Raw genomic sequence first — 25,908 nt, 5'->3', positions numbered from 1 at the left:
ACGTGCTATATTCCTAATAGAACACAGGAAAAGCAAATTTGTGGTTCAAAGGAGGGAAAGACCATGAATATCAATAAATTTACACAGAATTCATTACAGGCAGTTCAGAACTGTGAGAAGATTGCTGCGGATAACGGGAATCAGGAACTGGCGCAGGAGCATTTGCTGTATGCGCTGCTGACACAGGATGACAGTCTGATTTTAAAATTATTTGAGAAGATGAACATTCAGGGCCAGCTCTTTATTAACAGTATCGAGCAGGCAATCGGCAAGAGACCGAAGGTACAGGGAGGTCAGGCTTATGTCGGTCAGGACTTGAATAATGTGCTGATCCATGCAGAAGATGAAGCAAAGCAGATGGGAGATGAGTATGTCTCTGTTGAGCATCTGTTTCTTGCAATGCTGAAGTATGCAAGCCGTGAGTTGAAGCAGATTTTCCGTGAATATGGCATTAGCAGAGAGGGGTTCCTCCATGCGCTGTCAACAGTAAGAGGAAATCAGAGAGTTACTTCTGACAATCCGGAAGCAACTTATGATACATTGAATAAATACGGTCAGGATCTTGTTGAGAAAGCAAGAGATCAGAAACTGGATCCGGTCATCGGACGTGATGAAGAGATCCGTAATGTGATTCGTATCCTGTCCCGTAAGACAAAGAATAACCCGGTGCTGATCGGTGAACCTGGTGTAGGTAAAACTGCGGTTGTAGAAGGACTTGCACAGCGAATCGTCAGCGGAGATGTACCGGAAGGCCTGAAAGATAAGACAATCTTTTCGCTGGATATGGGAGCACTGGTAGCAGGAGCGAAGTATCGTGGTGAATTCGAGGAGCGTCTGAAAGCCGTTCTGGAAGAAGTGAAGAACAGTGACGGAAAGATCATTCTTTTTATCGATGAACTTCATACGATCGTCGGAGCCGGTAAGACAGACGGTGCGATGGATGCAGGAAATATGCTTAAGCCTATGCTTGCCAGAGGTGAACTGCATTGTATCGGTGCAACAACACTGGATGAGTATCGTCAGTATATTGAGAAGGATGCTGCATTGGAGCGTCGTTTCCAGCCGGTCTTGGTAGATGAGCCAACCGTTGAGGATGCAATCTCTATCCTGAGAGGACTGAAAGAGAGATACGAAGTCTTCCATGGAGTTAAGATCACAGATAGTGCGCTTGTTGCGGCAGTTACACTTTCGAACAGATATATTTCTGATCGTTTCCTGCCGGATAAAGCAATCGACCTTGTTGACGAGGCGTGTGCATTGATCAAGACAGAACTTGATTCTATGCCGACAGAGCTTGATGAGCTTCGCCGTCGTGTGATGCAGATGGAGATTGAAGAGTCTGCACTTAAGAAAGAGGAAGATCGCTTAAGTAAAGAGCGTCTGGAACATTTGCAGGAAGAACTGGCAGAACTGAAAGCGCAGTATGCAAGTAAGAAAGTACAGTGGGAGAATGAGAAGAATTCCGTAGAGCATGTGCAGAAGATCCGTGAGCAGATCGAGCAGGTGAACAAGGAGATTCAGAAAGCTCAGAGAGAGTACGATCTGAATAAGGCAGCAGAGCTTCAGTATGGTCGCCTTCCACAGCTGCAGAAACAGCTGGAAGAGGAAGAGGCAAAGGTAAAGGCAAAAGATCTTTCTCTTGTGCATGAATCCGTTACAGATGATGAGATTGCAAAAATCGTTTCCAGATGGACAGGTATCCCGGTTGCAAAACTGAACGAGAGCGAGAGAAACAAAACTCTTCACCTTGCAGATGAACTGCATAAGCGTGTCATCGGTCAGGATGAAGGTGTAGAGCTTGTAACTGAAGCAATCATCCGTTCCAAAGCAGGTATCAAAGATCCGACAAAACCGATCGGTTCCTTCCTGTTCCTTGGACCTACAGGTGTAGGTAAGACAGAGCTTGCAAAGGCACTTGCCCAGAGCCTGTTTGATGATGAGAACAACATGGTTCGTATCGATATGAGTGAGTACATGGAGAAATATTCCGTGTCCAGACTGATCGGAGCTCCTCCGGGATATGTCGGATACGATGAAGGCGGACAGCTGACAGAAGCAGTCAGAAGAAAACCATATTCTGTTGTGCTTTTCGATGAGATCGAGAAAGCACATCCGGATGTCTTCAACGTATTGCTGCAGGTACTGGATGATGGACGAATCACAGATTCCCAAGGACGTACAGTTGACTTCAAGAATACAATCTTGATCATGACTTCCAACATTGGTGCAAATTATCTGCTGGAAGGCATTAAAGAAGATGGTTCGATCGATGAACAGAGTCAGGAGATGGTAATGGATGATCTGAAAGCACATTTCAGACCGGAATTTCTGAACCGTCTGGATGAGATTATCATGTTCAAACCATTGACAAAGACAAATGTACGTTCCATCATTGACCTTCTGGTTGCTGATGTGAACCGCCGTCTGGAAGAACGTGAACTGAGTGTCGAGCTGACAGATGCAGCGAAAGACTTTGTTGTGGAAGGTGGATATGAGCCGATGTACGGTGCAAGACCACTGAAACGTTACTTGCAGAAGAATGTAGAGACATTAGCTGCAAAACTGATCCTTGCAGGAGATGTGGGACGTGGAGACACGATCTTGATCGATGTGAAGGACGGTAAACTGACAGCAGGTGTGAAGAAATAAAATACTAGTATAGTAACGATATAATATGTAGGGCTGTGAAAAATGAAAATTTTCTGGAGATTTTTGGAAAATTGAGTTTTTCACAGCTTTTTTTTCGTTCACCGAAGTAATTGATACAAGAGCAGACTCTATGTTAAAATAAGAAACTGACAGAATGCATATGCATACAACAAGAATTAATACTAAGAAAGAACTCAGGCAGAATTCCAGAAAGGAGGCTACCATGGCGCGCATTATTTTCCACATCGACGTCAATTCAGCATTTTTAAGCTGGACGGCGGTTGAACAATTGAAAAATGGATCAAAAGTGGATCTGCGGGAGATTCCGGCGATTATTGGCGGAGATCAGAGCTCGCGTCATGGAATCGTCCTTGCAAAATCATCACTTGCCAAATCCTATGGGATTCAGACGGGTGAACCTGTAGTAAATGCATTTCGAAAATGTCCGAATCTTGTGACAGCACCGCCGAATCATAAGATGTATCGAGAAAAGAGCCGGATGCTGATGGATTTCCTGCGGACATATACAAAGAAGATCGAGCAGGTCAGTGTCGATGAATGTTATATGGATTTTACAGAGCTTGTCGGGCGATATCCAACACCGGTGGACGGTGCAATGGAGATCAAAGAAGAAGTGAAGAAGCGTTTTGGATTCACGGTGAATATTGGAATCTCCAGTAATAAGTTACTAGCGAAGATGGCTTCGGATTTTCAGAAACCGGATCGGATCCATACGTTATTTCCAGAAGAGGTTCCGCAGAAAATGTGGCCACTTCCGATCGGAGAACTCTTTATGGCAGGGCGTTCAAGTGTGGAAGTCTTTAAGAAACTTGAAATTAATACAATTGGAGATCTTGCTCATGCGGATGTAAATGTAATTACGCTGCATTTAAAAAGTCATGGCCGGATGCTCTGGAATTTCGCAAATGGAATCGGGGATGATAAGGTACAGTATGAACCGGAAGAGGCAAAGGGAGTAGGAAATTCAACGACTCTGTCAGAGGATGCAACGACTTATGAAGAGGCGATAGATGTATTTCGTGAGCTTGCGCAGAGCGTGGGAAACAGGCTGAAGAAGGCAGGAAAGAAAGCCGGGATGGTGAGCATGGAGGTTCGCTATTATGATTTCAGAAATATGTCGCATCAGGTGCAGCTTCAAAAGCCGACGAATGATCCGGTTATCTTATGTGAGACAGCCTGTAATTTGTTCCGTGAAAGCTGGAGTGGAGAACCTGTCCGTCTGCTCGGAATCCGAACGTCAAAGTTAGTAGAAGAGAATGCACCGGAGCAGCTGACAATTTTTGATATTGAATTTCCAAAAGAACCGGACGAGAAACATAAGAAATTAAATGCCGCATTGGAACAGCTGAACAATCGTTATGGAAAGGGTGCGGTTGTGAAAGGCACATTTTATAAACCGGACAGAAACAAGAAAAAAGATGAAAATCAGAAGAGATAGAAAGAGGAACGTGCATTGAAAGAGAAAAATTATAATCTGGAATTGATTCGAATGATTTCTTTTATATTTGTTATTGTGATCCATGTATCAAACTATTACTGCAGAGCCTATGGCGATATTACGATTGGGGAGTACAGTTTTTCACTGCTATTAAATCTGCTGGCAAGGATAAGTGTACCATGTTTTTTCATGATCACAGGAGCACTTCTGCTTGGAAGACAGGAATCACTTCATAAACATGCAAAAAGAATCTTTCGTTTTCTAATTGTTCTGCTTGTGTGGAGTGTAATATATATGATCTGGAATGCAGTTTATATGGAAGATCCTTATCAAATCAAAGATTTATTATATAAGCCGGTAGAACAGCATCTGTGGTATCTGTATGCAATGATTCCGATCTATCTGGTACTTCCTTTTTTCCAGGTTATGTGTAAAGGGATGAACCTTCGGATGGAACGCGCATTTCTTGTGGTGATTACGGCAGCTGTTTTGTTCAATTATATTTCCACATTTTTTGATGAAAAGATGTATTATTCTGTCCCAATGGTGGGGGACAGAATCTATTCTTATTATGTATTTATCGGATATTATATATATAAATATCGTAAGCATGTGATGAAGGGGAAAATGATTCCGGCAGGTATTTTTGTAGTATGCATGGCATTAAATTATGGGCTGACTTATGCGGCAACCTTGCAGGATGGAGAACATTATGAACGTCTGCTGGAATATGGTAATCCACTGCTTGCACTGGCAGCAGCGATGGCATTTCTTATGTTAGTACGATTGAAAAAGAGCGAATTCAATCCGTCCGAACAGGCAAAGAAGTGGATTGACAGATTTTGTGGATGTTCCTTTGGGATTTATTTGATCCATATCATGTTTCTTGATGTTTATAAGAGAAATATTAAGCCAGAGACATTTTCAGCCTGGATCATGATTCCGGTAGTGAGTATGGGACTTGTGTTATTGTCATTTGGATGTGTCTGGCTGATTCGAAAGACGAAAACAGGACGAAAGATTATGTAGGTTTTTTTGCATATGCGGTGAGATTATGTTATTCTATAAAGGTTAAGACAATCGTTATTTGCCTGAAAGTCAATGATGCAGTACACCAGTTCAGAACAGGAGGGTTAGATCATGAAATTAGATAAATTATTAGAACGCCTGGACTACACAGTAGTACAGGGAAGTGATTCTACGGAAGTAACAACACTGATCAATGATTCAAGAAAAGTGGAAGAAGGATCTGTTTTCGTGTGTATCAGCGGAGCAGTATCTGATGGACATAAATATGCAGCGGATGTTGCGGCGAAAGGCGCGGCAGCTGTTGTTGTAGAGAAAGATGTCGAAGTGCCGGAAAATGTGACTGTAATTAAGGTAGAGGATACTCGTTATGCACTGGCTCTGATGTCAGCAGCTTACTTTGGATATCCGGCAGATAAGATGAAAGTCATCGGTATTACAGGAACAAAGGGAAAGACAACAACAACTTACATGATCAAGTCTATTCTTGAAGAGACAGGACATAAGGTTGGACTGATCGGAACAATCGAGGCAATTATCGGAGACAAGAAGATCCCGTCATGCAATACAACTCCGGAGTCTTATACGATCCATAAATATTTTGCAGAGATGGTAGAAGCAGGTTGTGACTGTGTTGTTATGGAAGTTTCTTCTCAGGGACTGATGCTTCACAGAACAGCAGGAATCCCATTTGAGATCGGCATTTTCACAAATCTTGGAAGAGACCATATCGGACCGAACGAGCATAAGGATTTTGATGATTACAAGAGATGTAAAGGTCTTCTGTTCAAGCAGTGTAAGCTCGGAATCGCCAATGTGGATGACAAGTATTTTAAAGATGTATTTAAAGGGTCTACATGTAAGATTGAGACATTTGGATTTTCACCGGAGGCAGATCTTCGCGCAGAGAATGTAGAACTGGTATCCAGACCAGGATATCTTGGTGTGGCATATCATGTTGCAGGCGTTATGGATTTTGATGTAGAGATTGATGTTCCGGGTAAATTCAGTGTTTACAATTCACTGACTGCTATCTCAGTCTGCCGTCATTTCCAGGTGCCGGTTGAGATGATCAAGGATGCACTCAAGAAGGCCAAGGTAAAAGGACGTATCGAGATGATCAAGGTGTCTGATGATTTTACACTGATGATCGATTATGCGCACAATGCGATGAGTCTTGAAAGTCTTCTGACAACATTGAAGGAATATAATCCGAAACGTCTTGTATGTCTGTTCGGATGTGGCGGAAACCGTTCCAAAGACAGAAGATTCGAGATGGGTGAAGTATCCGGAAGACTGGCCGACCTGACGATCATTACATCAGATAATCCGAGATTTGAAGAACCACAGGATATTATTAACGATATTAAAACCGGAATCGCAAAGACAGATGGAAAATATGTGGAGATCTGTGATCGTAAAGAGGCAATCAAATATGCGATCGAGCACGGCGAGCCGGGGGATGTTATTGTACTGGCAGGAAAAGGACATGAGGACTATCAGGAGATCTGCGGCGTGAAGCATCCGATGGATGAGCGCGTGCTGATCAAAGAAGTTCTGGAAGAATTAAAAGAGAAATAAGATTGTGTTTGCAGATGTTATTGTAGATATACAACATGAAAAACTGGATAAGATCTTTCAGTACCGAATACCGGAACGACTGAAAGACGAGCTGCATCCGGGGATGGAAGTAATTATCCCTTTTGGAAAAGGAAACCGGCAGATCAAAGGTTATGTGACTTCATTATCAGAGACTTGCAATTATGATCTGTCAAAGGTGAAGGAGATCACAGACATATCCAGAAACAGTGTGGCAATCGAAGCGAGACTGATCGCGCTGGCGGCATGGATGAAAGAGCAGTATGGCGGAACAATGATCCAGGCACTTAAGACAGTGCTGCCAATCAAGCAGAAAGAGAATGCGAAGGTGAAGAAACATCTCCGTCTGCTGCTTACTGAGGAAGAAAGTCGGGAGAAGCTGGCTTTTTATCAGAAAAAGAATCAGAAAGCAAGAGCGAGACTTCTGGAAGCTTTGATGGAAGTACCGGTTCAGGATTATGAGCTGGTGACGAAAAAATTAAATGTGACGTTGCCTGTGATCCGGGCATTGGAAGAGCAGGGAGTGCTGAAGATAGAGTCAGAGCAAGTATACCGTAATCCGGTGAAACAGGCAAAGAAATCACAACAGGAGATCATCTATACAGAAGAACAGCAGCATGTGATCCAGGGATTCCGGCAAGACTATCTGTGTGGAACAAGGAGAACTTATCTGCTTCACGGAGTGACCGGAAGTGGGAAGACAGAAGTCTATATGGAGATGATCCGCACTGTGGTCGGGCAGGGAAGGCAGGCAATCGTTCTGATTCCGGAGATCGCACTGACCTATCAGACAGTGATGCGGTTTTACCGCTGTTTCGGCGACAGAGTTTCTATCATGAACTCAAGACTGTCTGCCGGAGAACGTTACGATCAGATGATGCGTGCAAAGAGGGGCGAGGTCGATGTGATGATCGGACCACGTTCTGCACTTTTTACTCCATTTCCGGATTTGGGGCTGATCGTTATAGATGAAGAACATGAACCAACCTACAAGAGTGAGCAGGTGCCACGCTATCATGCAAGAGAAGTGGCAGTCCACAGGGCAGAAGTAGAAGATGCCAGTGTAGTGCTTGGAAGCGCAACTCCGTCCATGGAGGCCATGTACAGGGCAAGACTTGGTGAATATCAGCTTTACGAGATGAAGAACCGTTCCCATATGCAGCAGATGGCAACTGTGTATACAGTAGACATGCGTAAAGAACTGAAGAATGGAAACCGATCCATCTTGAGTGAGAAGTTGCAGGAACTGATCGAAGACAGATTGAATGCAAAAGAGCAGATCATGCTGTTTTTGAATCGCAGGGGATATTCTGGTTTTATTTCCTGCAGAGAATGTGGCCATGTAGTGAAATGCCCGCACTGTAATGTATCCTTGTCGGTACACAAAGGTGGAAAAATGGTCTGCCATTACTGTGGATATGAGCAGCCGAAGGTGACGGAGTGTCCGGAATGTGGTTCCCGGTATATCGGAGAATTCCGCGCAGGAACCCAACAGATCGAGGATATGGTGAAGGCAAGATTCCCACAGGCAAGAGTACTACGCATGGACATGGATACGACGAAGAAAAAGGATTCCCATGAACAGATTTTATCTGCATTTGCGAATGAAGAGGCAGATATTCTTGTGGGAACACAGATGATTGTAAAAGGGCATGATTTTCCAAAGGTCACGTTAGTCGGTGCATTGGCAGCGGATATGTCACTTTATACAGATGATTATCGTTCCGGTGAGCGAACATTCCAGCTTTTGACACAGGCAGCAGGCCGTGCCGGAAGAGGTGACAGACTGGGTGAGGTTGTGATCCAGACTTACGATCCGGAGCATTATGCAATCGAGGCTTCAGCAGCGCAGGATTATGAAGCATTCTATGAGAAAGAAATCCGCTACCGTAGTCTGATGGGATATCCACCGGTGGAGAACCTGATGGCAGTACTTGCGGCATGTGAAGATGAGGCACTTTTAGAGAAAGCGTGCAAGTATCTGAAGGAATACATTTTGCGGATCAAAGGGCAGGCACAGCTCAATGTGATCGGCCCGGCAAGTCCGGGAGTGGATAAGATCAAAGATATTTACCGGAGAGTGATTTACGTAAAAGCTCCGGAATACCGAACCTTAGTTGTATTAAAAGACAGGATGGAACAATATATAGAAATTAACTCAGGGTTTCAGAAAATGAGAATCCAATTCGATTTCAACCCGATGAATTTATAGAAAAGAGAGGAAAGAATAATGGCAATCAGAGAAGTAAGAGAGATGGGCGATGACGTTCTTGAAAAACAGTGTAAACCAGTGACGAAGATGACACTTCGTACAAAGATTTTAATTGAAGACATGCTTGATACGATGTATGAGAAGATGGGTGTGGGTCTTGCCGCACCGCAGGTTGGTATTCTCAAACAGATTGTAGTGATTGATGTCGGAGAGGGTCCGATCGTTTTGATCAATCCTGAGATCATTGAGACATCCGGTGAGCAGACAGGCGAAGAAGGTTGCTTAAGTGTGCCGGGAAAATGGGGAATCGTGACTCGTCCGAATCACGTAAAGGTACGTGCGCTGGATGAAAATATGGAGGAATTCGAGATAGAAGGAGAAGAACTTCTTGCAAGAGCATTCTGTCATGAGATCGATCACCTGGGAGGACACCTCTATGTAGAGAAAGTAGAAGGAGAACTGCATGATTCACCGGCCTACAACGAGGAAGATATGGAATACGAAGTGGAGGAATAATTGATGAGAATAATTTTCATGGGAACACCGGACTTCTCCGTGGGAACACTGGAGGCACTGGTGGGAGCAGGACATGAGGTATGTCTCGTAGTGAGCCAGCCAGATAAACCAAAGGGACGCGGTAAAGAGATGCAGCCAACTCCGGTGAAAGAAGCTGCGATGAAACATGGAATTCCGGTTTATCAGCCTAAGAAAATCCGTGATCCGGAATGTGCAGAGGAACTGAGAAAATATAATGCAGATGTGATGGTTGTCATTGCATTTGGTCAGATCATTCCGAAAGAAATCCTGGAGATGACACCATATGGATGCATTAATGTACACGCATCTCTACTTCCGAAATACCGTGGTGCCGCGCCAATCCAGTGGTCTATCATCAATGGCGAGGAAGTGACAGGTGTTACAACAATGCAGATGAACGAAGGACTGGATACAGGCGACATGATCCAGAAGGTTGAAGTGCCGATCACAGAAGATGAGACAGGAGAAAGCCTTCATGATAAGCTTGCAGAGGCAGGAGCAAAGCTTTGTGTAGAGACTCTGAAAGCTATTGAAGATCATACGGCAACTTTCGAGAAGCAGGGAGAAAGCCCGACAGAATATGCCAGAATGCTCGATAAGAAGCTTGGAAATATTGACTGGAATACATCCGCAGTACAGATCGAACGTCTGGTGCGTGGCCTGAATTCCTGGCCAAGTGCTTACACACATTGGGACAAAAAGGTAGTGAAGATCTGGAGAGCAAAAGCAGAGGCTGATGGCACGGTAAAAGCAGAGCCTGGAACAGTGTTGAGTGTAGAGAAAGATTCCTTTACTGTTCAGACAGGGGATGGCGTCTTACGAGTTCTGGAACTTCAGATTCCGGGGAAAAAGAGAATGGATACGGGAGCTTTCTTAAGGGGATACACAATTGAAAGCGGAGTTAAATTTACACAGGAATAAGAGGACTTCTGGAGGGGGACTGCAGATAGATAACAGGAGGTAGTTTTAGTATGTATTATGGATTTTATTATGACTGGACTTATATACTGGTACTGATCGGTGTGGTTCTCAGCCTGCTCGCATCATCCCAGGTGAAAGGAACATTTGCAAAATATTCGAAGATCCGCAGTTATTCAGGGATGACAGGACGAGAAGCGGCAGAACAGATCCTCAGAAGAAATGGAATCTATGATGTGCAGGTGACTCATATCGCGGGAAATCTGACCGATCATTATGATCCGAGAAACAAGACACTGGCACTTTCTGATCCGGTTTATAATTCAACTTCTGTAGCAGCAATCGGAGTTGCGGCACATGAGTGTGGTCATGCAGTACAGCATTTTGAAGGGTATGCACCTTTATCAATCCGTGGGGCACTTGTGCCGGTCGTAAATTTCGGTTCCATGATTTCCTGGCCATTGATCATTATCGGCCTGTTTATGAATGGCCAGATGTCCAGCTTTCTTATTGATATCGGAATTCTGCTCTTTATGGTAGCTGTGGCATTTCATCTTATAACACTTCCGGTGGAAATCAATGCTTCCAGAAGAGCGGTGAAGGTACTTGGAAATTCAGGAATGCTCCGTGAAGACGAAGTTGGTGGAGTGAAGAAGGTACTTCGGGCAGCAGCAATGACATATGTGGCAAGTGCGGCTGCAATGATTTTACAGCTTTTACGTTTGTTGATCCTGACAAATGGACGAAGAAGGAATGACTGACGTTGCTGGTCGCACATCGTGTGAACAGTAACTGACTGACAGCAGATAGAAAGAAAAATGCGGAGAATAGGAGATTATTTATGGGAAAGCAGATCAATGAACGCGAGGTTGTTCTTGAGATTTTGATGGAAATAACAGAGAATGGAGCATATAGTCATAAGATTCTTGGCGATGTTCTGTCAAAATATCAATATCTTGAGAAACGTGAGCGTGCATTTATCACCAGAGTTGTGGAAGGTACTCTGGAACATATGATAGAAATTGATTATATCTTGAATCAGATTTCTAAGACAAAGGTTAAGAAGATGAAACCGGTCATCCGTAATATTCTTCGCAGCAGTGTCTATCAGCTGAAATATATGGATAGCGTACCGGATCATGCGGTGTGCAGTGAGGCAGTAAAGCTTGCAGTTCGAAAAGGATTTTCAGGTCTGCGGGGATATGTGAATGGAGTTCTGAGAAATGTTGTCCGCAAGATGGAGGAGATCGAGTATCCAAAAGAAGATGTACAGAGATTGTCTGTGAAATATTCTGTCCCGGAATGGATTCTTTCTTTATGGAAGAAAGAATATGGGGAAGAGATCACAGAAAAGATGGCAGCAGATTTTCAGAAAGAGAAGCCGATTACGATCCGATGTTGTATGAACCGGGTTACACCGGAAATATTGAAAGAAAAACTGGAAGCAGAAGGAGCGAAAGTAGAAGCACATCCGTATCTTCCTTATGCGTTTTATCTTTCAGATTATGATTATCTGGAAGGTCTGGAAAGTTTTCAGGAAGGACTCTTTGCAGTACAGGATATCAGTTCTATGTTTGTCGGAGAACTGGCAGATCCAAAAGCCGGCGATCATGTAATTGATGTCTGTGCAGCACCGGGAGGAAAATCACTTCATGTGGCAGAGAAGCTTCAGCTGGCAGATGAAGTGGCGGCGAGAGAGAATGGAACAGAAAAAAAGACAGGACGGGTTGAAGCAAGAGATCTGACCGAATATAAGACAGATCTGATCTGGCAGAATATCGACCGTTCCGGACTTGGAAATATTTGTGCTGTATGCAAGGACGCTTCTGTATTTGATGAGTATGATAAGGAAACAGCGGATCTTGTGATTGCAGACCTTCCATGTTCAGGTCTTGGCGTGCTTGGCAAAAAACCAGATCTGAAATATCGCGTACAACCGGAAGATCTTGAAGAACTTGCAGATTTGCAGAGAAAGATTCTGACTTGCGCACAGGCAATCGTCAAGGATGGCGGCACATTGCTGTACAGCACATGTACCGTAAATCCGGGAGAAAACATGGACAATGTACACTGGTTCTTGAAAGAATACCCACAATTTGAACTGGACGATATTACAGAAAATCTTTGCAAGGAGTTACGAAGTGATGTGATCGAGAAGGGATGTATCCAATTCTTCCCGGGAGTTCACGATTGTGACGGATTCTTTATTGCAAGATTTAAGAAAAAAGCATGATTTTCAGGAAATGTGAAAAAATAGAAAAAGCAGACAAATAATGTGAATAACTCGCAGAAAAAACGAAATACAGGAGGAAAACTTTAAGATGAAGAAGGATATCCGTGCTTATGGATATGAAGAATTACAGAAAGAGATGGCGACGATCGGAGAAAAAGCATTTCGTGCAAAACAGATTTATGAATGGCTGCATGTGAAGCTGGTAGATCATTTTGATGAGATGACGAATCTTTCAAAGGCTTTGAGGGAAAAACTGGAAGAGAATTATGAGATTCTCCCGGTTGTTATGCTGGAGAGACAGATTTCCCAGATTGACGGTACGAACAAGTTTCTGTTCCGTCTCTATGATGGAAATGTAGTCGAAAGTGTTCTTATGAAATATAAGCATGGAAATTCTGTCTGTATTTCCTCCCAGGTCGGTTGCAGGATGGGATGTGCATTCTGTGCATCAACGATCGGAGGTCTGGTGAGAAATCTTTCTCCGTCTGAGATGCTTGGACAGATTTATCAGATTCAGAAGATAAGTGGTGAGAGGGTTTCAAATGTAGTGATCATGGGAACCGGTGAACCGATGGATAATTACGATAATTTCCTGAAGTTTATTCATTTACTTACAGATGAGCATGGATTGAACATCAGTCAGAGAAATGTCACCGTATCAACCTGCGGAATAGTTCCAAAGATGAAAGAACTGGCGAAAGAGCATTTACAGATCACACTTGCACTTTCACTTCACGGTTCCAATCAGGAAAAGCGAAGAAAATTAATGCCGGTTGCAAATAAATATGATATCACAGAAGTACTCGCGGCCTGTGACGAATATTTCAAAGAAACCGGCCGGAGAGTGAGTTTTGAGTACAGTCTTGTGCATGGTGTGAATGATACGGATGAGGATGCACAGGAACTGATTCATTTATTAAAGCACAAGAACTGTCATATCAATCTGATACCGGTCAACCCGGTAAAAGAGCGTGATTTTGTTCGTCCAAGCCGGAAAAGTGCTTTGAATTTCAAAAATAAACTTGAAAAAAGCGGAATAAATGTTACTATAAGAAGGGAAATGGGCTCTGATATTGACGGAGCCTGCGGTCAGCTCAGGCGCCGCTACGTAGAAACTGAAGGAGAATAGAAGGTATGAAGACATTTTCAATTACAGATGTTGGAATGGTGCGACAGGTAAATCAGGACTACGTCTTTACGACGGGAAAACCACTGGGTATTCTCCAGAACCTGTTCGTGGTAGCGGATGGTATGGGTGGCCATCAGGCAGGAGATTATGCTTCTAAGTGTACTGTGGAAGTGATGATCAAAGAGATTGCGAAGAGCGAGGGCGAGGATATCGAACGAGTTCTTGTGAAAGCAATCAAGGCTGCCAATCGTGAGATTATCAAAGAAGCATCCGGTGACGAACATCTGAAGGGGATGGGAACAACGGTTGTTGCCGCTACTGTGAAAGAACAGATGCTGTATTTTGCCAATGTAGGAGACAGCCGTCTGTATCTGATCAATCAGGGGATCCAACAGCTAAGTAAGGATCATTCTCTTGTAGAAGAGATGGTACGTCTTGGTGGAATTAAGCCGGAAGAAGCGAAGCATCATCCGGATAAGAATATTATCACAAGAGCGATCGGTGCAAAAGCTGATGTGGATGTGGACTTTTATGAACATCGTCTGAAACGGGGAGACATCATTCTGATGTGTACAGACGGATTAAGTAATATGGTGGAAGATGAAGAACTTTTCCATATTGTGCAGGGAAGCCGGGATATCGTCGAGGCAGGTGAGATGCTGGTGGAAGCAGCAAAAGAGAATGGAGGAACAGATAACATCGGAGTGGTATTGTTTGAGCCATTTGCAGATGAGGTGAGTGTATGATTAAAGAAGGAGTATTTTTAGGAAAACGATACGAGATACTTGGCCGTATCGGTTCTGGCGGAATGGCAGATGTCTATAAAGGCAAGGATCATAAGCTGAATCGTTTTGTTGCGATCAAGGTGCTGAAGAGCACATATCGTTCGGATGAGACGTTTATTAAGAAGTTTTTAAGCGAAGCTCAGGCAGCAGCAGGATTGATGCATCCAAATGTAGTTAATGTCTATGATGTAGGGCAGGATCGCGGTCTTTATTATATGGTCATGGAGCTTGTAGAAGGAATTACGCTGAAGGATTACATTGAGAAGAAAGGAAAGCTTTCAGCAAAAGAGACAATCAGTATTTCCATCCAGATGGTGACAGGTATTCAGGCAGCGCATAACTGCCATATCATTCATCGGGATATTAAGCCGCAGAATATCATTATTTCCAAAGATGGAAAGGTTAAGGTTACTGATTTCGGAATCGCGCGGGCTACGACATCAACGGCAACACAGGCAGTAACAACGACAGTGATGGGATCTGTACATTACACATCTCCGGAACAGGCCAGAGGCGGTATTGTAGATGAGAAGAGTGATATCTATTCAGCAGGTATCACGATGTATGAGATGATCACCGGGCATGTTCCGTTTGACGGAGATTCGACAGTGACGGTTGCTTTGAAACATTTGAATGAAGTGATCAAGTCTCCAGCAGAAGAAGTTCCGGATATTCCGTACAGCCTGGAGTGCATTATTATGAAATGTACGCAGAAACTGCCGAATAAGCGTTATATGAGCTGCGAGGAGCTGCTTCAGGATCTGAAGCATTCACTGGTAGATCCGGATGGAGATTTTGTAGTTCTTGATGGTGTGACAAAACGTATGCCGGCAGCATCTCAGGATACAGGACGGACCACGGTTGTTATGTCACAGGATGAACTGAATCGTATGAAGAATCGTCAAAATTATAATGATGATTATGACGACGATTACGAGGATGACTATGACGATTACGATGACCGCCGCAGAAGCCGTTATGATGATGACGATGACTACGACGACCGCCGCAGAAGCCGTTATGATGATGACGATGATTATGATGATCGCCGCAGAAGCCGTTATGATGATGACGATGATTATGATGATCGCCGCAGAAGCCGCTATGATGATGATGATTACGACGACCGCCGCAAAGACCGTTATGATGATCGCCGTAAGAAAAATGAAGTGAATAAAGACACGAAGAAGATCATGAAGATTCTTATGGTTGTTGCCGGTGTTGTGATCGCACTTTTGATCATGTTCCTTGTAGGAAATGCAGTGGGCGTATTTAAAGGTGGAAAAGGAACGACTACACAACAAACAGATTCAGAGATGGTAAAAGTACCGGATGTGACAGGCAAGACATATGAGGAAGCTCAGAAAGAACTGAACAAATATGATCTCGGAATCCATAAGTCAACTGCGCCTTCCGATACTGTTGCAAAAGGAAAGATCATCAGCCAGGATCCTGCTGATGGAAAGAAAGTAAAGAAGCATACAACAGTCAATGTTGTGATCAGCAGTGGTGAAGAAGCTAAAATGACAACGATTCCAAATGTTGTTGGAATGTCGGAAGCTGATGCAGAAAAAGCACTTCAGGATAAGAATCTTGTTGTGAAGAAAGGTGATCCGGTCTACAGTGATGATGTGGAACAGGGAGAAGTTGTTTCTGTCAGTCCGAGTGAAGGTGCAGAAGTAAAAGAAGGAACAACGGTCACTCTTGTAATAAGCAAGGGAAATCAGCCGGCAACAGTTCCTAAACTTACCGGAAAGTCCCAGTCGGATGCTGAAGCAGCACTTTCACAGGCAGGTTTGTCCGGAAATGCAACTGAAGATTACAGTGATACTGTAGAAGAAGGAGTTATTATTTCACAGGACACAGATGCCGGAAAAGAAGTATCTAAAGGTACAACAATCGGATATGTGGTGAGCAAAGGACCAAAGATGACGGTGGTTACAGTACCGGATCTTTCCTATAAAGACCAGAATACAGCGGAAAAACTGTTGAAGCAGGCAGGACTTACACCGGAGTATATTGGTGAAGATTATAGTGATGAATATCCAGAAGGACAGGTATTCTATCAGTCTGTTAGCAGTGGTACGCAGGTAGAAAAAGGAACAACTGTCCAGTATATGGTCAGCAAAGGATCTCAGCCATCAGATCCGGATAGTGGAGATTCCGGAAATGATTCCGGGACAGAAGAGAACACGAATCAATGATAACAGAGAGCAAGTATATGCAGGGAAAGATAATAAAAGGGATTGCCGGATTCTACTACGTGAATGTAGTAGAATCCGGAATTTTTGAGTGTAAAGCAAAAGGTGCTTTTCGAAAAGACGGAATCAAGCCGTTGGTCGGTGATGATGCTGTGATCGAGGTACTTGATGAAAAAGAAATGACAGGAAATATCACAAAGATCTTGCCGCGTAAGAATGAGTTGATTCGTCCGGCAGTAGCCAATATTGATCAGGCACTGGTTGTGTTTGCAGTGACAAAACCGAAACCACATTATAATCTGTTAGATCGTTTTCTTGTCATGATGGAACGAAAAGAGATACCTGTCGTATTATGTTTTAATAAGACGGATATTGCAAGCCATCCTGAAATTGCAGAATTGAAAGAAGTTTATACCGGATGCGGATATCCGGTAATCTTCACAAGTGCTAAGGAAGAAGAAAATATCAGTGAGTTAAAATCACTTTTAAAAGGAAAGACAACTTCGATCGCAGGTCCTTCCGGTGTTGGAAAATCATCCCTGATCAATCTTCTGCAGTCTGAAGTGAAGATGGAGACAGGAAGTATCAGTAAGAAGATTGACCGTGGGAAACATACAACAAGACATTCCGAACTGATCGTGATTGGAGAAGATTCTTATATTATGGATACTCCGGGATTCAGTTCTCTTTATGTCAATGATTTCGAAAAAGAAGATTTAAAATATTATTTTCCGGAATTCACACCGTTTGAAGGACAGTGCAAGTTCAATGGCTGTGACCATATTCATGAACCCGGATGCGCTGTAAAAGAGGCAGTTGAAGAAGGGAAGATCCATAAGATCAGATATGAAGATTATACGGAGATGTACCGTGAACTAAAGGAAAGAAAGAGGTATTAAGTTTATGAAAAATATTTTGGCACCATCTATTCTCTCAGCAGATTTCAAGATTTTAGGAGAGCAGTTGAAATTAACAGAAGAAGCAGGCGCAGAGTATATTCATTTTGATGTGATGGACGGAATGTTCGTTCCAAGCATTTCCTTTGGAATGCCTGTTCTCGCATCGATCAAGGGAGCAACAACACAGACACTGGATGTTCATCTCATGGTGACAGAACCGATTCGTTATGTGGAAGAATTCGTGAAAGCAGGAGCAGATATCGTTACAGTTCATTATGAAGCATGTGAAGATCTGCAGGCAACAATTGATAAAATCCATGCAGCAGGAGCGAAAGTGGGAATTTCTATTAAACCAAAGACACCGGTTGATGTACTGCTTCCATATCTGGATCAGGCAGAGATGTTTCTGATCATGTCTGTAGAACCGGGATTTGGCGGACAGGCATTTATTCCGGAATCACTGGAGCGTATCAGTGAATTGAGAAACCTTCTGAATGAAAAAGGACTTACAACTGATATTGAAGTAGATGGTGGAATATATCATAAAAACGTGGCAGAAGTACTTGCAGCCGGAGCGAATGTAATGGTCTCAGGTTCAGGCGTTTTTAAAGGTGATATCAAAGATAATACAGCAAAGTTTATGGAGATTTTAAACGGCAATGTGTAAGAGAACAGTTATTGTGAGCGGGGGAATGCTGGAAGAAGATTTTGTCCTTCCGATTCTTGAGGCAGAAGAGACAGAATTTATTATCGGAGTAGATAAAGGACTCGCATTTCTTTATGAACATAAGATCAAGCCGGATTACATTGTAGGAGATTTTGACAGTGTACCGGAAGAAGTAATCGATTATTATAGAAAAGAAGCAAGTGTACCGATCCGGGAGTTCAATCCGGTAAAGGATGCGTCTGATACGGAGATTGCACTTCGTATGTGTCTTGGACTCAGAAGAAAAGAAATCTGGATTCTTGGAGGAACAGGAAATCGTCTGGATCATTTCTGGGCTAATGTTCAGTGCCTGAATATTGCACTTGAAGCAGGATCTCAGGCGATGATCTTAGACAGTCATAATAGAATTCGTCTGCTTGATCATGGAATCGCAATTCGCAGAGAAGAAGCTTTTGGAAAGTATTTTTCAGTATTTCCGATGCAACTTCCGGTTGAGGATTTCTGTATCAGCGGTGCAAAATATCCATTGCAGAATCATTTGCTCTCATCAGGAGACAGCTTGTGTGTGAGTAATGAGTTTGCAGAAGGTGAAGATGAAGTGAAGATCTCTTTCGTGTTTGGAAAAGTGATTTTGATGGAGACGAGAGATTGAAATTCAAACTCCTTTATAGTGTGGTATTAGATGCTATTTGAGGGCTTCTTTTTTGGAAAAGTCCGTTACAATATACAGAGGTGTTATGTATATTGTAATGGACTTTTTGTATATATTCTAGAAAAATCAGGAGGTGTGTATGGTAATAGGAATTATAGAAGATGATAAATTGTTAAGAAAAGCATTAGATACATCTTTGAAAAATCAAGGTTATACAACGATTCTTGCCGCTTCAAGAAAAGAGGCAATTAAAAATATAGATAGTTCTGTAGATTTGTTGATCGTAGATATTGGATTGCCGGATGGGGATGGAATAAATCTATATCAGGAGCTTCAAAAAAATGGAAAAATTCCAGCTATTTTTTTAACTGCAAAAGATGATGAAAAAGATATGTTAAAAGCGTTTGATACAGGAGCAGATGATTATGTGGTTAAACCATTTTCAATAAAGGTATTACTAAAACGTATAGAAGTTGTTTTAAAGAGAAAGTCAAATGAAAATACTTTTCTGTGCGGACAAGTCATTTTGTATTCTGATAGAAAACAGGTTTTCGTCGGAGAGACGGAAATATTTTTGACAGTCAAAGAGTATCAGCTTTTAGAATATCTTATTATGAATCAGAATCAGGTTCTTACAAAAGAGATGATAATGGAAAATATATGGGGAATCGATAGTGAATTCATTGATCCTAACACAATTAGTGTTATGATCAGTAGATTGAAAAAGAAATTAAAGGATTCATCGAATGTTATCAGTAATGTATTTGGAATGGGATATAGAATGGGAGATTAGCATGGTTGTAGCAATTTCTACAGTACTTTTAATAGGTTTCATACTCGGAGGAAGTACTGTATATTTAGTGGAAAATCATTTAAGAGCGAAGGAAATGAATAAAATATATAAATTGACGGAATCCTTAATAAACGGCAATGAATTAGATGGTTCAGATATCGGGAAAGAAACGCTTTATTCCAAAACTACCAATCAATTAATCCGTTTACAGGAAATGTTAGAAGGAAGAAGAAAAGAGGCCGAAAAAAGTCGATATGAGATACAGAAATTGATTTCTGAGATTGCGCATCAACTACGGACACCGCTGTCAAATATAAAAAATTATACGGAATTGCTGCAAGAATCATTGAATGAAACGCAAGAAGTATTGAATGCAGAATACATGAAAGACTTGCGAATAAGTGAAGAACAATTATGCTTTTTGGTGGAGAGCTTTATAAAAACTGCCCGATTAGAGCAAGGAATCATACAAGTTCACATGCAAAAAGAAAATCTTGTCGAAACGATTCTAAATGCGTTGGGGCAAATACAGAAAAAGGCAGAAGAGAAAGAAATCTTTTTTCAAGTAGAATTGCCAGAGAAAATCATTTGCGAACATGATAAAAACTGGATGTGTGAGGCGTTTTATAATGTGTTTGATAATGCAGTCAAATATAGTAAAAACAACAGCACGATCAATATCACAATGAAACAGACAGAAATGTTTTATAAAATTCAAGTAAGAGATTATGGAATCGGGATAAGAGATGGAGAAGAAAATAAAATTTTTCAAAGATTTTATCGTGGTGAGCAGGCAAGAGGGCAGGAAGGATGCGGAATTGGTTTATATCTTTCCAGAGAGATTGTTCTATTACAAAAAGGGATGATGAAAGCAAAACAAATGAAGCCAGGGCTGCTTATAGAGGTAAATCTTCCGGTCGAGACAGTTCACATGCAGCTTGTAAGAAGTTTGTAAGAGGTACCATGTATAATAGATTATGGCTGAGTTAAAGGTAGCATTTACGAAAGGAGTTTACAGAAAAGATGGATATAATCAAAGCCATGAATCTAAAAAAATATTATACATCCGATACATATGAAGTGCGTGCTTTAGATGGTGTGTCGTTGACTGTGGAAGATGGTGAATTTATAGCAGTTGTCGGTACGTCAGGATGCGGAAAGACAACACTTATGAACATCTTAGGAGGTCTTGATACTCCGGATTTTGGAGGTGTCTGGATCAGAAATACAAGTTTAAAAGATCTTAACAAGGAAGAAAGAACGATATTCAGAAGAAGAAATATCGGATTTGTATTTCAGCAATATAATTTGATACCTTCTCTTAGTATACGTGAAAATATTGTCCTCCCAATGAGACTGGATGGCAAGGAAATCGATGTAGATTTTTTCAATGAGATTGTAGAAATACTAGGACTAAAAGATAAATTAGAACGTCTTCCATCAACGCTGTCCGGCGGGCAGCAACAGCGAGTTTCTATAGCGCGGGCATTATTGACGAAACCGGCTATTGTCCTGGCGGATGAACCGACCGGAAATCTGGATTCTGTTACAAGTATGGAAGTCGTAGGATTACTAAAATCCTGTGCCGCAAGATTTCATCAGACGACATTGATCGTGACGCATCAAGAGGAAGTAGCGCAGATGGCAGACAGAGTAATACGTATGTCTGATGGGAAAATCTATACAAGAGATTGTAACGATTGTTAGGAGGTATCACTATGTTTCATAAGAACATTCCAAATAACAATAAAGACATAATCCGATTCCTGGCTAAAAATTTTGCAGGCACAAAAAAGATAAGAAATACGATTTTATTTTGCTCAGTAGTAATCGGTATTGTTGCTATAACCATGGTCTTCGGAATCTCCTGTGGAAAAATACAGGCAGAAGAAATAAGATTAACCCGAGAAAATGGAACTGCTTCTTCGGGCAGAATAGAAGATGGAACAGAAGAACAATATGCAAAATTAAAACAACTGGATTATATAAAACGGGTTGGAAAAAGTATTTTTGTAGGTGAAGCTACAGACATTTCAGATGATAATGCAAAAACGATATGTGATGTAGTATGGGCTGACTCAGAAAGCTGGAACAATTTTTTGAAGCCTGCATATACCAATATAATTGGAAGCTACCCACAGAAAAAGGATGAAATTCTATTGTCTAAGCGGGCATTGAAAAAACTTGGTATTTCTGAACCGGAACAGGGAATGGAAATAAACTTAGATGTATACAAAGGTCTGTTCGAACATTCGAAAGAAAAATTCAAACTATGTGGATGGTATACGGACTCTGGAAATAAATTAGCAATCGGATATATTTCACATGACAAAATTAATGAGTTAAACCTGGAAAAGGGTCCCTATACTTTACTTTTCAGTCAGAGCAATCATTTAAGCAGAAGCAAAACAGAAGAAAAATTATATCAGGCATTGCCGATGAAGAGTGCAGATCAGAAGATATACGTTTCTGATACAGCACAATATACTGCCGTTTCTAAATTCGCAGGTGGATATGAGATGGTGATATTAGGAACGCTAGGTATTTTGTGTGGAATATATTTCCTTGTGCGTAATGTTCTTTGGATATCCATGAGTGAAGATATTCAAAATCTCGGATTACTCCACACGATTGGAGCCACAGAAAGACAGATCACAAAAATATACCGGAAACAAATGCGGTTACTCATGTTAAAAGGTTCTGTCTTAGGGAGTTTGATTTCTGCACTGATTTTGGTCTTATTGATACCGGAAGTATTAGGCTTTCATTTTTATCAGGAAATGGGAGGAAACACGATACTTTCCTTTTTCAGACCATGGATTCTTTTTCTTTCTGTTGTATTTGTAAATGGAATTTTGTGGATGGAATCAGAAGGCGTTATTAGAAAAATAACGAAGCTGTCTTGTATCGAGAGTGCCACTTATGATGGAAATATGGGTGACAAAAAAATAAAACATCCTGGAAAACTGGTGTTGAAACGCTCTGAGACAGGAGAAATGTTTTATATTGCATGGGGAAATATAACACGTCATAAAGCACGATTTATCATTACAAGTATTTCCATCTTTTTAGGAGTCCTGTCTTTTATTCTAATGAATGTACTTACAAATGGATGCGATTATAAGCATCTTCTTGAGAAACGCCCTGATTTTTTGCTGGCAGGAGAGTTTAGCGAATTTGGGAAAAGCCTGGGATATGGGGAAGAATATAAAACTAGAGAAATCGATGTTGATCCTTTACTGACACAGGGCGACGGTGTGGAACTGTTGTATGACAATGATTATGATGAATTTTCACCAATCTCTCAAAAGTTGGAGAAAAAATTACACAAGATAGATGGTATCGATTGGGAAAAATCTAATTTGATCGAAGGAGCTTATGTAACTACAGTTATGTCCAGAAAGGGCATCCGTCCTTATGACGAAGGGCTTTTTAATCTTACAGATGACAATATGGTGGAAGGATTCAGTTGGGATACTGTGCAGATTTTAAATGACAATCAAATCTTGTCGCTTGAGAAATACGTTCAGGATAATCAACTCAATATTGATTTGAAATCTTTGGAAGAAGGAAATGGCGTGTTGCTCATACATGATCATATGCTGACCCCGGAACAGCAAAAACTTGCAGATGAAGCAATTGGCGAACCGGTATACTTTAAAACTTTGCTCTCAAGAGAAGATGCGATTCGTAGAAAAGAACAAAGTAATTCTGAGAATAAAGAGAAACAACAGGAAGACGAATTCCCTCAAAAAGAATCTGAAACATTTACTCTATGTGGTTATTTGGATCGGCAAAACGATGATTTCCCGGAAATAAATCAATCCTGGCATGGGGAATGCAGCTTATACTATTTTATCAGTGAGAAAGGCTTTCAAAAGATACCAACTGAGAAAAAGATATTAACAATGGAATTAACTGCTGATCCGGAAAAAGAACCTTATGTTAAAACACAGATCAACGAGCTGATATCCGAGGAAAATAAGAAACGATCCGAAATGACAGAAGTATCAATGGATGAAGGAACCGGCGAAGCAGGAGTTTTTATTATCTGTAAATCAGATCTGATGCAGCAAAAAGAAACATATATGAGAGGAAATCGAATTCTCTTAGGTGCTGTAAGTATCATATTATTCATTGCGGGATTGACTAATTATTGTAATGTTGTATTTACCGGGATGTACACTCGGAGAAAAGAATTTGATATTATGAAAAGCATTGGGATGACCGATAAGCAAATGAAATTAATGCTCTTTGGAGAAGGCAGTTATTATTTTATGTGTGTGATAGGATTGTTGTTTACTGTAGGAATGGCAGCTTTGGTTGGGGTAAAGATTTATATGGAAAATAAATTGTCATATTTTACATTTCATTGGCCGATCCTTAGTACTGTAGGTGTAATGTTTTCTTTAGTGCTTATTAATGTTGTGGTTACACATTTCATATGTAAGAAGACCTGAAAGGGAAAAGCCTAAGTGGGAAGATACCATCACAAACCGAATGATGCACTGGTCATATACACCGGAATAGAAAGAAGCAGTAGGATATCGCATAGGCACAGTGGATATGATATACTGTGTCTATGCGATATAAAAGAAAAGTACAAATGTGAATTTATGGAGAGATTATGATGAAAAAATCATTATTCTATTCTGCAATAACGCTTGCAGTAACTCTTGTTATTGGAAAAAGAAATGCATAGATAATGGTGTTGTACAGCAATTATATTTGCGTTACAATTAAAGAGATTGGAGGTGAAATCGTGAAAACTCATAAATATTGGGCAGTGGGTGCATTAGCATGTATGGTTGCTACATTTTATACCGGCTTCAGAGGAAAGATGAAGGAACATAAGATTTTTGCGATTGGAGCAATGGGATGTATGTTGTTTTCTGTACTCTCTGGGTATAAGATGATTTCGGGCAAAGGTGCAGTTAAGAAAAGTGAAGAAGTAGAAAAGAATTAGAATATTTATGCAATTTGGTAACTTATATGAGGTGGATTGTAAGGTGGTTTTATGACAGTAATTACATTTGATGATAATTTAATAACAGGCAATAAGACAATAGACGAGCAGCATAAGGAACTGATTGATCGTATTCAGCAGTTTGTGAGTGCATGTGAATCAGAAGATGCAAGAGTAAAGGCAATTAAAATGCTTGATTATCTTGATGAATATACGGAATTTCATTTCAAAGAAGAAGAAAAACTGCAGAAAGATGTAGGTTATCCAGGCTTGGAGGAACATATAAAGAAGCATGAGGAGTTCAGGCATACTGTTAAGGTACTCTATGATTATCTGGATGAAAATGAGGGACCAGATGAAAAGTTTATGGAACAGGTAAAAATCAATGTTATTGACTGGCTGTTTGGTCATATCAAGACATTTGACAGATCTGTAGCCGAATATATAAATATATATGATAATCCTGACAGATTATAGAACTGTTTGTTACGCAATTATATTTTAATAATGTATGCCCCAGTCAGACAAAATACTTTCTGCAAAGCAGCAGATATGCTTGCAGATAAGTGTGGATGTGATGTAATTGCACGATTTGAGACTAATAGAGATGCTGTAGAAGGTGACAATTTAATAAAGTTACAAAAAAGGTATTCAGATGAGTGTTACGTATCTGAATATCTTTTTTTATAATTGTGCACATAATTAAATATATGCTTGACAGAATAAAAGGAATGATATAAAATCCTAATTAAGAATAAATCCTATTAAGGAGGCTGAAAAAAATTAGAAATACAATTCAAAGAGATATGGTACTTGATGCAGTAAATGAAATGCACCGTCATGTAACAGCAGACCAGATATATACATTTATAAAAGAAAAATATCCATCTATCGGAAGAGGGACTGTATATAGAAATCTTGGCATTCTTGTAGAAGAAGGCAAGGTTAGAAAAGTGGAAGTTCCAGATGGTTCAGACCGCTTTGACTTTACACTCGAAAATCACTACCATGTGGAATGCGTAAAGTGTGGAGAGATATTTGATGTTGATATGGATGTTATATCAGAGCTGGAGAAGAAAATAAAAGACACACATGGAATGAAGTATATAAGCCATGACATTTTTTTTAAGGGCATCTGCCAGGAATGTCAGAAGAAAGAAATGAAAGATGCATAGATTGGAGA

The 25,908-nt window shown here is 41.1% G+C and carries 22 protein-coding genes; all 22 read left to right on the top strand.

The annotated features are described in order from the left end of the window. The first annotated feature begins 63 nt into the window (after window positions 1–63). The 22 genes from clpB (at window position 64) to ACZ47Z_RS13075 (ending at window position 25,900) form a co-directional block, all read left to right on the top strand. Complete coding sequence (clpB, locus tag ACZ47Z_RS13180; RefSeq protein ID WP_020436372.1) at window positions 64–2,649, top strand: ATP-dependent chaperone ClpB; 2,586 nt, start codon at window positions 64–66, stop codon at window positions 2,647–2,649. 223 nt (window positions 2,650–2,872) lie between these two features. Next, on the top strand, window positions 2,873–4,108 hold the full coding sequence (locus ACZ47Z_RS13175) for a Y-family DNA polymerase (protein WP_054751794.1): 1,236 nt from the start codon (window positions 2,873–2,875) through the stop codon (window positions 4,106–4,108). 15 nt (window positions 4,109–4,123) lie between these two features. Continuing rightward, window positions 4,124–5,137: an acyltransferase gene (locus tag ACZ47Z_RS13170; RefSeq protein ID WP_464525628.1), complete on the top strand. Its 1,014-nt coding sequence runs from the start codon at window positions 4,124–4,126 to the stop codon at window positions 5,135–5,137. Between the two features lie 111 nt (window positions 5,138–5,248). Further along, a complete protein-coding gene (locus ACZ47Z_RS13165; RefSeq protein ID WP_015528378.1) occupies window positions 5,249–6,715 on the top strand; it encodes a UDP-N-acetylmuramoyl-L-alanyl-D-glutamate--2,6-diaminopimelate ligase in 1,467 nt (488 codons plus the stop codon). A gap of 4 nt (window positions 6,716–6,719) precedes the next feature. Next, window positions 6,720–8,945 (top strand): replication restart helicase PriA, encoded by a 2,226-nt coding sequence (gene priA, locus ACZ47Z_RS13160; protein ID WP_464525627.1) that lies wholly within the window; start codon window positions 6,720–6,722, stop codon window positions 8,943–8,945. An 18-nt stretch (window positions 8,946–8,963) separates the two neighbouring features. Then, window positions 8,964–9,461 carry a peptide deformylase gene (def, locus tag ACZ47Z_RS13155; protein ID WP_117497775.1) on the top strand — a complete coding sequence of 166 codons (498 nt, stop codon included), beginning with the start codon at window positions 8,964–8,966 and terminating at the stop codon, window positions 9,459–9,461. A 3-nt stretch (window positions 9,462–9,464) separates the two neighbouring features. Next, window positions 9,465–10,403 (top strand): methionyl-tRNA formyltransferase, encoded by a 939-nt coding sequence (gene fmt, locus ACZ47Z_RS13150; protein ID WP_054751454.1) that lies wholly within the window; start codon window positions 9,465–9,467, stop codon window positions 10,401–10,403. A 50-nt stretch (window positions 10,404–10,453) separates the two neighbouring features. Then, entirely contained in the window at window positions 10,454–11,161 is a 708-nt protein-coding gene (locus ACZ47Z_RS13145; RefSeq protein WP_015528375.1) for a zinc metallopeptidase, read from the top strand. A gap of 80 nt (window positions 11,162–11,241) precedes the next feature. Beyond that, entirely contained in the window at window positions 11,242–12,633 is a 1,392-nt protein-coding gene (gene rsmB / locus ACZ47Z_RS13140) for a 16S rRNA (cytosine(967)-C(5))-methyltransferase RsmB (RefSeq protein ID WP_464525626.1), read from the top strand. A gap of 88 nt (window positions 12,634–12,721) precedes the next feature. Then, window positions 12,722–13,762, top strand: coding sequence for a dual-specificity RNA methyltransferase RlmN (gene rlmN / locus ACZ47Z_RS13135; RefSeq protein ID WP_054751458.1), 1,041 nt, complete (start codon window positions 12,722–12,724; stop codon window positions 13,760–13,762). A gap of 5 nt (window positions 13,763–13,767) precedes the next feature. Beyond that, the gene (locus ACZ47Z_RS13130) at window positions 13,768–14,508 is read left to right on the top strand and encodes a Stp1/IreP family PP2C-type Ser/Thr phosphatase (RefSeq protein ID WP_020436380.1); all 741 of its coding nucleotides are present in this window, start codon (window positions 13,768–13,770) and stop codon (window positions 14,506–14,508) included. Continuing rightward, window positions 14,505–16,751, top strand: a complete 2,247-nt coding sequence (gene pknB, locus ACZ47Z_RS13125; RefSeq protein WP_054751462.1) for a Stk1 family PASTA domain-containing Ser/Thr kinase — start codon at window positions 14,505–14,507, stop codon at window positions 16,749–16,751. The genes ACZ47Z_RS13130 and pknB overlap by 4 nt, the downstream gene beginning before the upstream one ends. Window positions 16,752–16,768: 17 nt before the next feature. Next, complete coding sequence (rsgA, locus tag ACZ47Z_RS13120) at window positions 16,769–17,647, top strand: ribosome small subunit-dependent GTPase A (protein ID WP_055172368.1); 879 nt, start codon at window positions 16,769–16,771, stop codon at window positions 17,645–17,647. A gap of 4 nt (window positions 17,648–17,651) precedes the next feature. Then, window positions 17,652–18,314: a ribulose-phosphate 3-epimerase gene (rpe, locus tag ACZ47Z_RS13115; RefSeq protein ID WP_015528369.1), complete on the top strand. Its 663-nt coding sequence runs from the start codon at window positions 17,652–17,654 to the stop codon at window positions 18,312–18,314. Continuing rightward, on the top strand, window positions 18,307–18,966 hold the full coding sequence (locus tag ACZ47Z_RS13110) for a thiamine diphosphokinase (protein ID WP_020436384.1): 660 nt from the start codon (window positions 18,307–18,309) through the stop codon (window positions 18,964–18,966). Before rpe ends, ACZ47Z_RS13110 begins: the two co-directional genes overlap by 8 nt. Before the next feature lie 139 nt (window positions 18,967–19,105). Continuing rightward, window positions 19,106–19,759 carry a response regulator transcription factor gene (locus ACZ47Z_RS13105; RefSeq protein WP_464525625.1) on the top strand — a complete coding sequence of 218 codons (654 nt, stop codon included), beginning with the start codon at window positions 19,106–19,108 and terminating at the stop codon, window positions 19,757–19,759. A gap of 1 nt (window position 19,760) precedes the next feature. Continuing rightward, the gene (locus tag ACZ47Z_RS13100; RefSeq protein WP_054751466.1) at window positions 19,761–20,714 is read left to right on the top strand and encodes a sensor histidine kinase; all 954 of its coding nucleotides are present in this window, start codon (window positions 19,761–19,763) and stop codon (window positions 20,712–20,714) included. A gap of 68 nt (window positions 20,715–20,782) precedes the next feature. Then, window positions 20,783–21,466, top strand: a complete 684-nt coding sequence (locus tag ACZ47Z_RS13095) for an ABC transporter ATP-binding protein (RefSeq protein ID WP_117960654.1) — start codon at window positions 20,783–20,785, stop codon at window positions 21,464–21,466. Window positions 21,467–21,477: 11 nt separating this feature from the next. After that, the gene (locus tag ACZ47Z_RS13090) at window positions 21,478–24,219 is read left to right on the top strand and encodes an ABC transporter permease (protein WP_464525624.1); all 2,742 of its coding nucleotides are present in this window, start codon (window positions 21,478–21,480) and stop codon (window positions 24,217–24,219) included. Between the two features lie 302 nt (window positions 24,220–24,521). Next, window positions 24,522–24,725 (top strand): DUF6219 family protein, encoded by a 204-nt coding sequence (locus ACZ47Z_RS13085; RefSeq protein WP_054751798.1) that lies wholly within the window; start codon window positions 24,522–24,524, stop codon window positions 24,723–24,725. A gap of 51 nt (window positions 24,726–24,776) precedes the next feature. Then, entirely contained in the window at window positions 24,777–25,202 is a 426-nt protein-coding gene (locus ACZ47Z_RS13080; protein ID WP_054751468.1) for a bacteriohemerythrin, read from the top strand. A 296-nt stretch (window positions 25,203–25,498) separates the two neighbouring features. After that, window positions 25,499–25,900, top strand: a complete 402-nt coding sequence (locus ACZ47Z_RS13075) for a Fur family transcriptional regulator (protein WP_117569954.1) — start codon at window positions 25,499–25,501, stop codon at window positions 25,898–25,900. Window positions 25,901–25,908: the final 8 nt, after the last annotated feature.

This window comes from Mediterraneibacter faecis (assembly GCF_055383675.1).
Note: the sequence above shows the minus strand (reverse complement) of the source record. Positions and strands in the feature narration are given on the sequence as shown.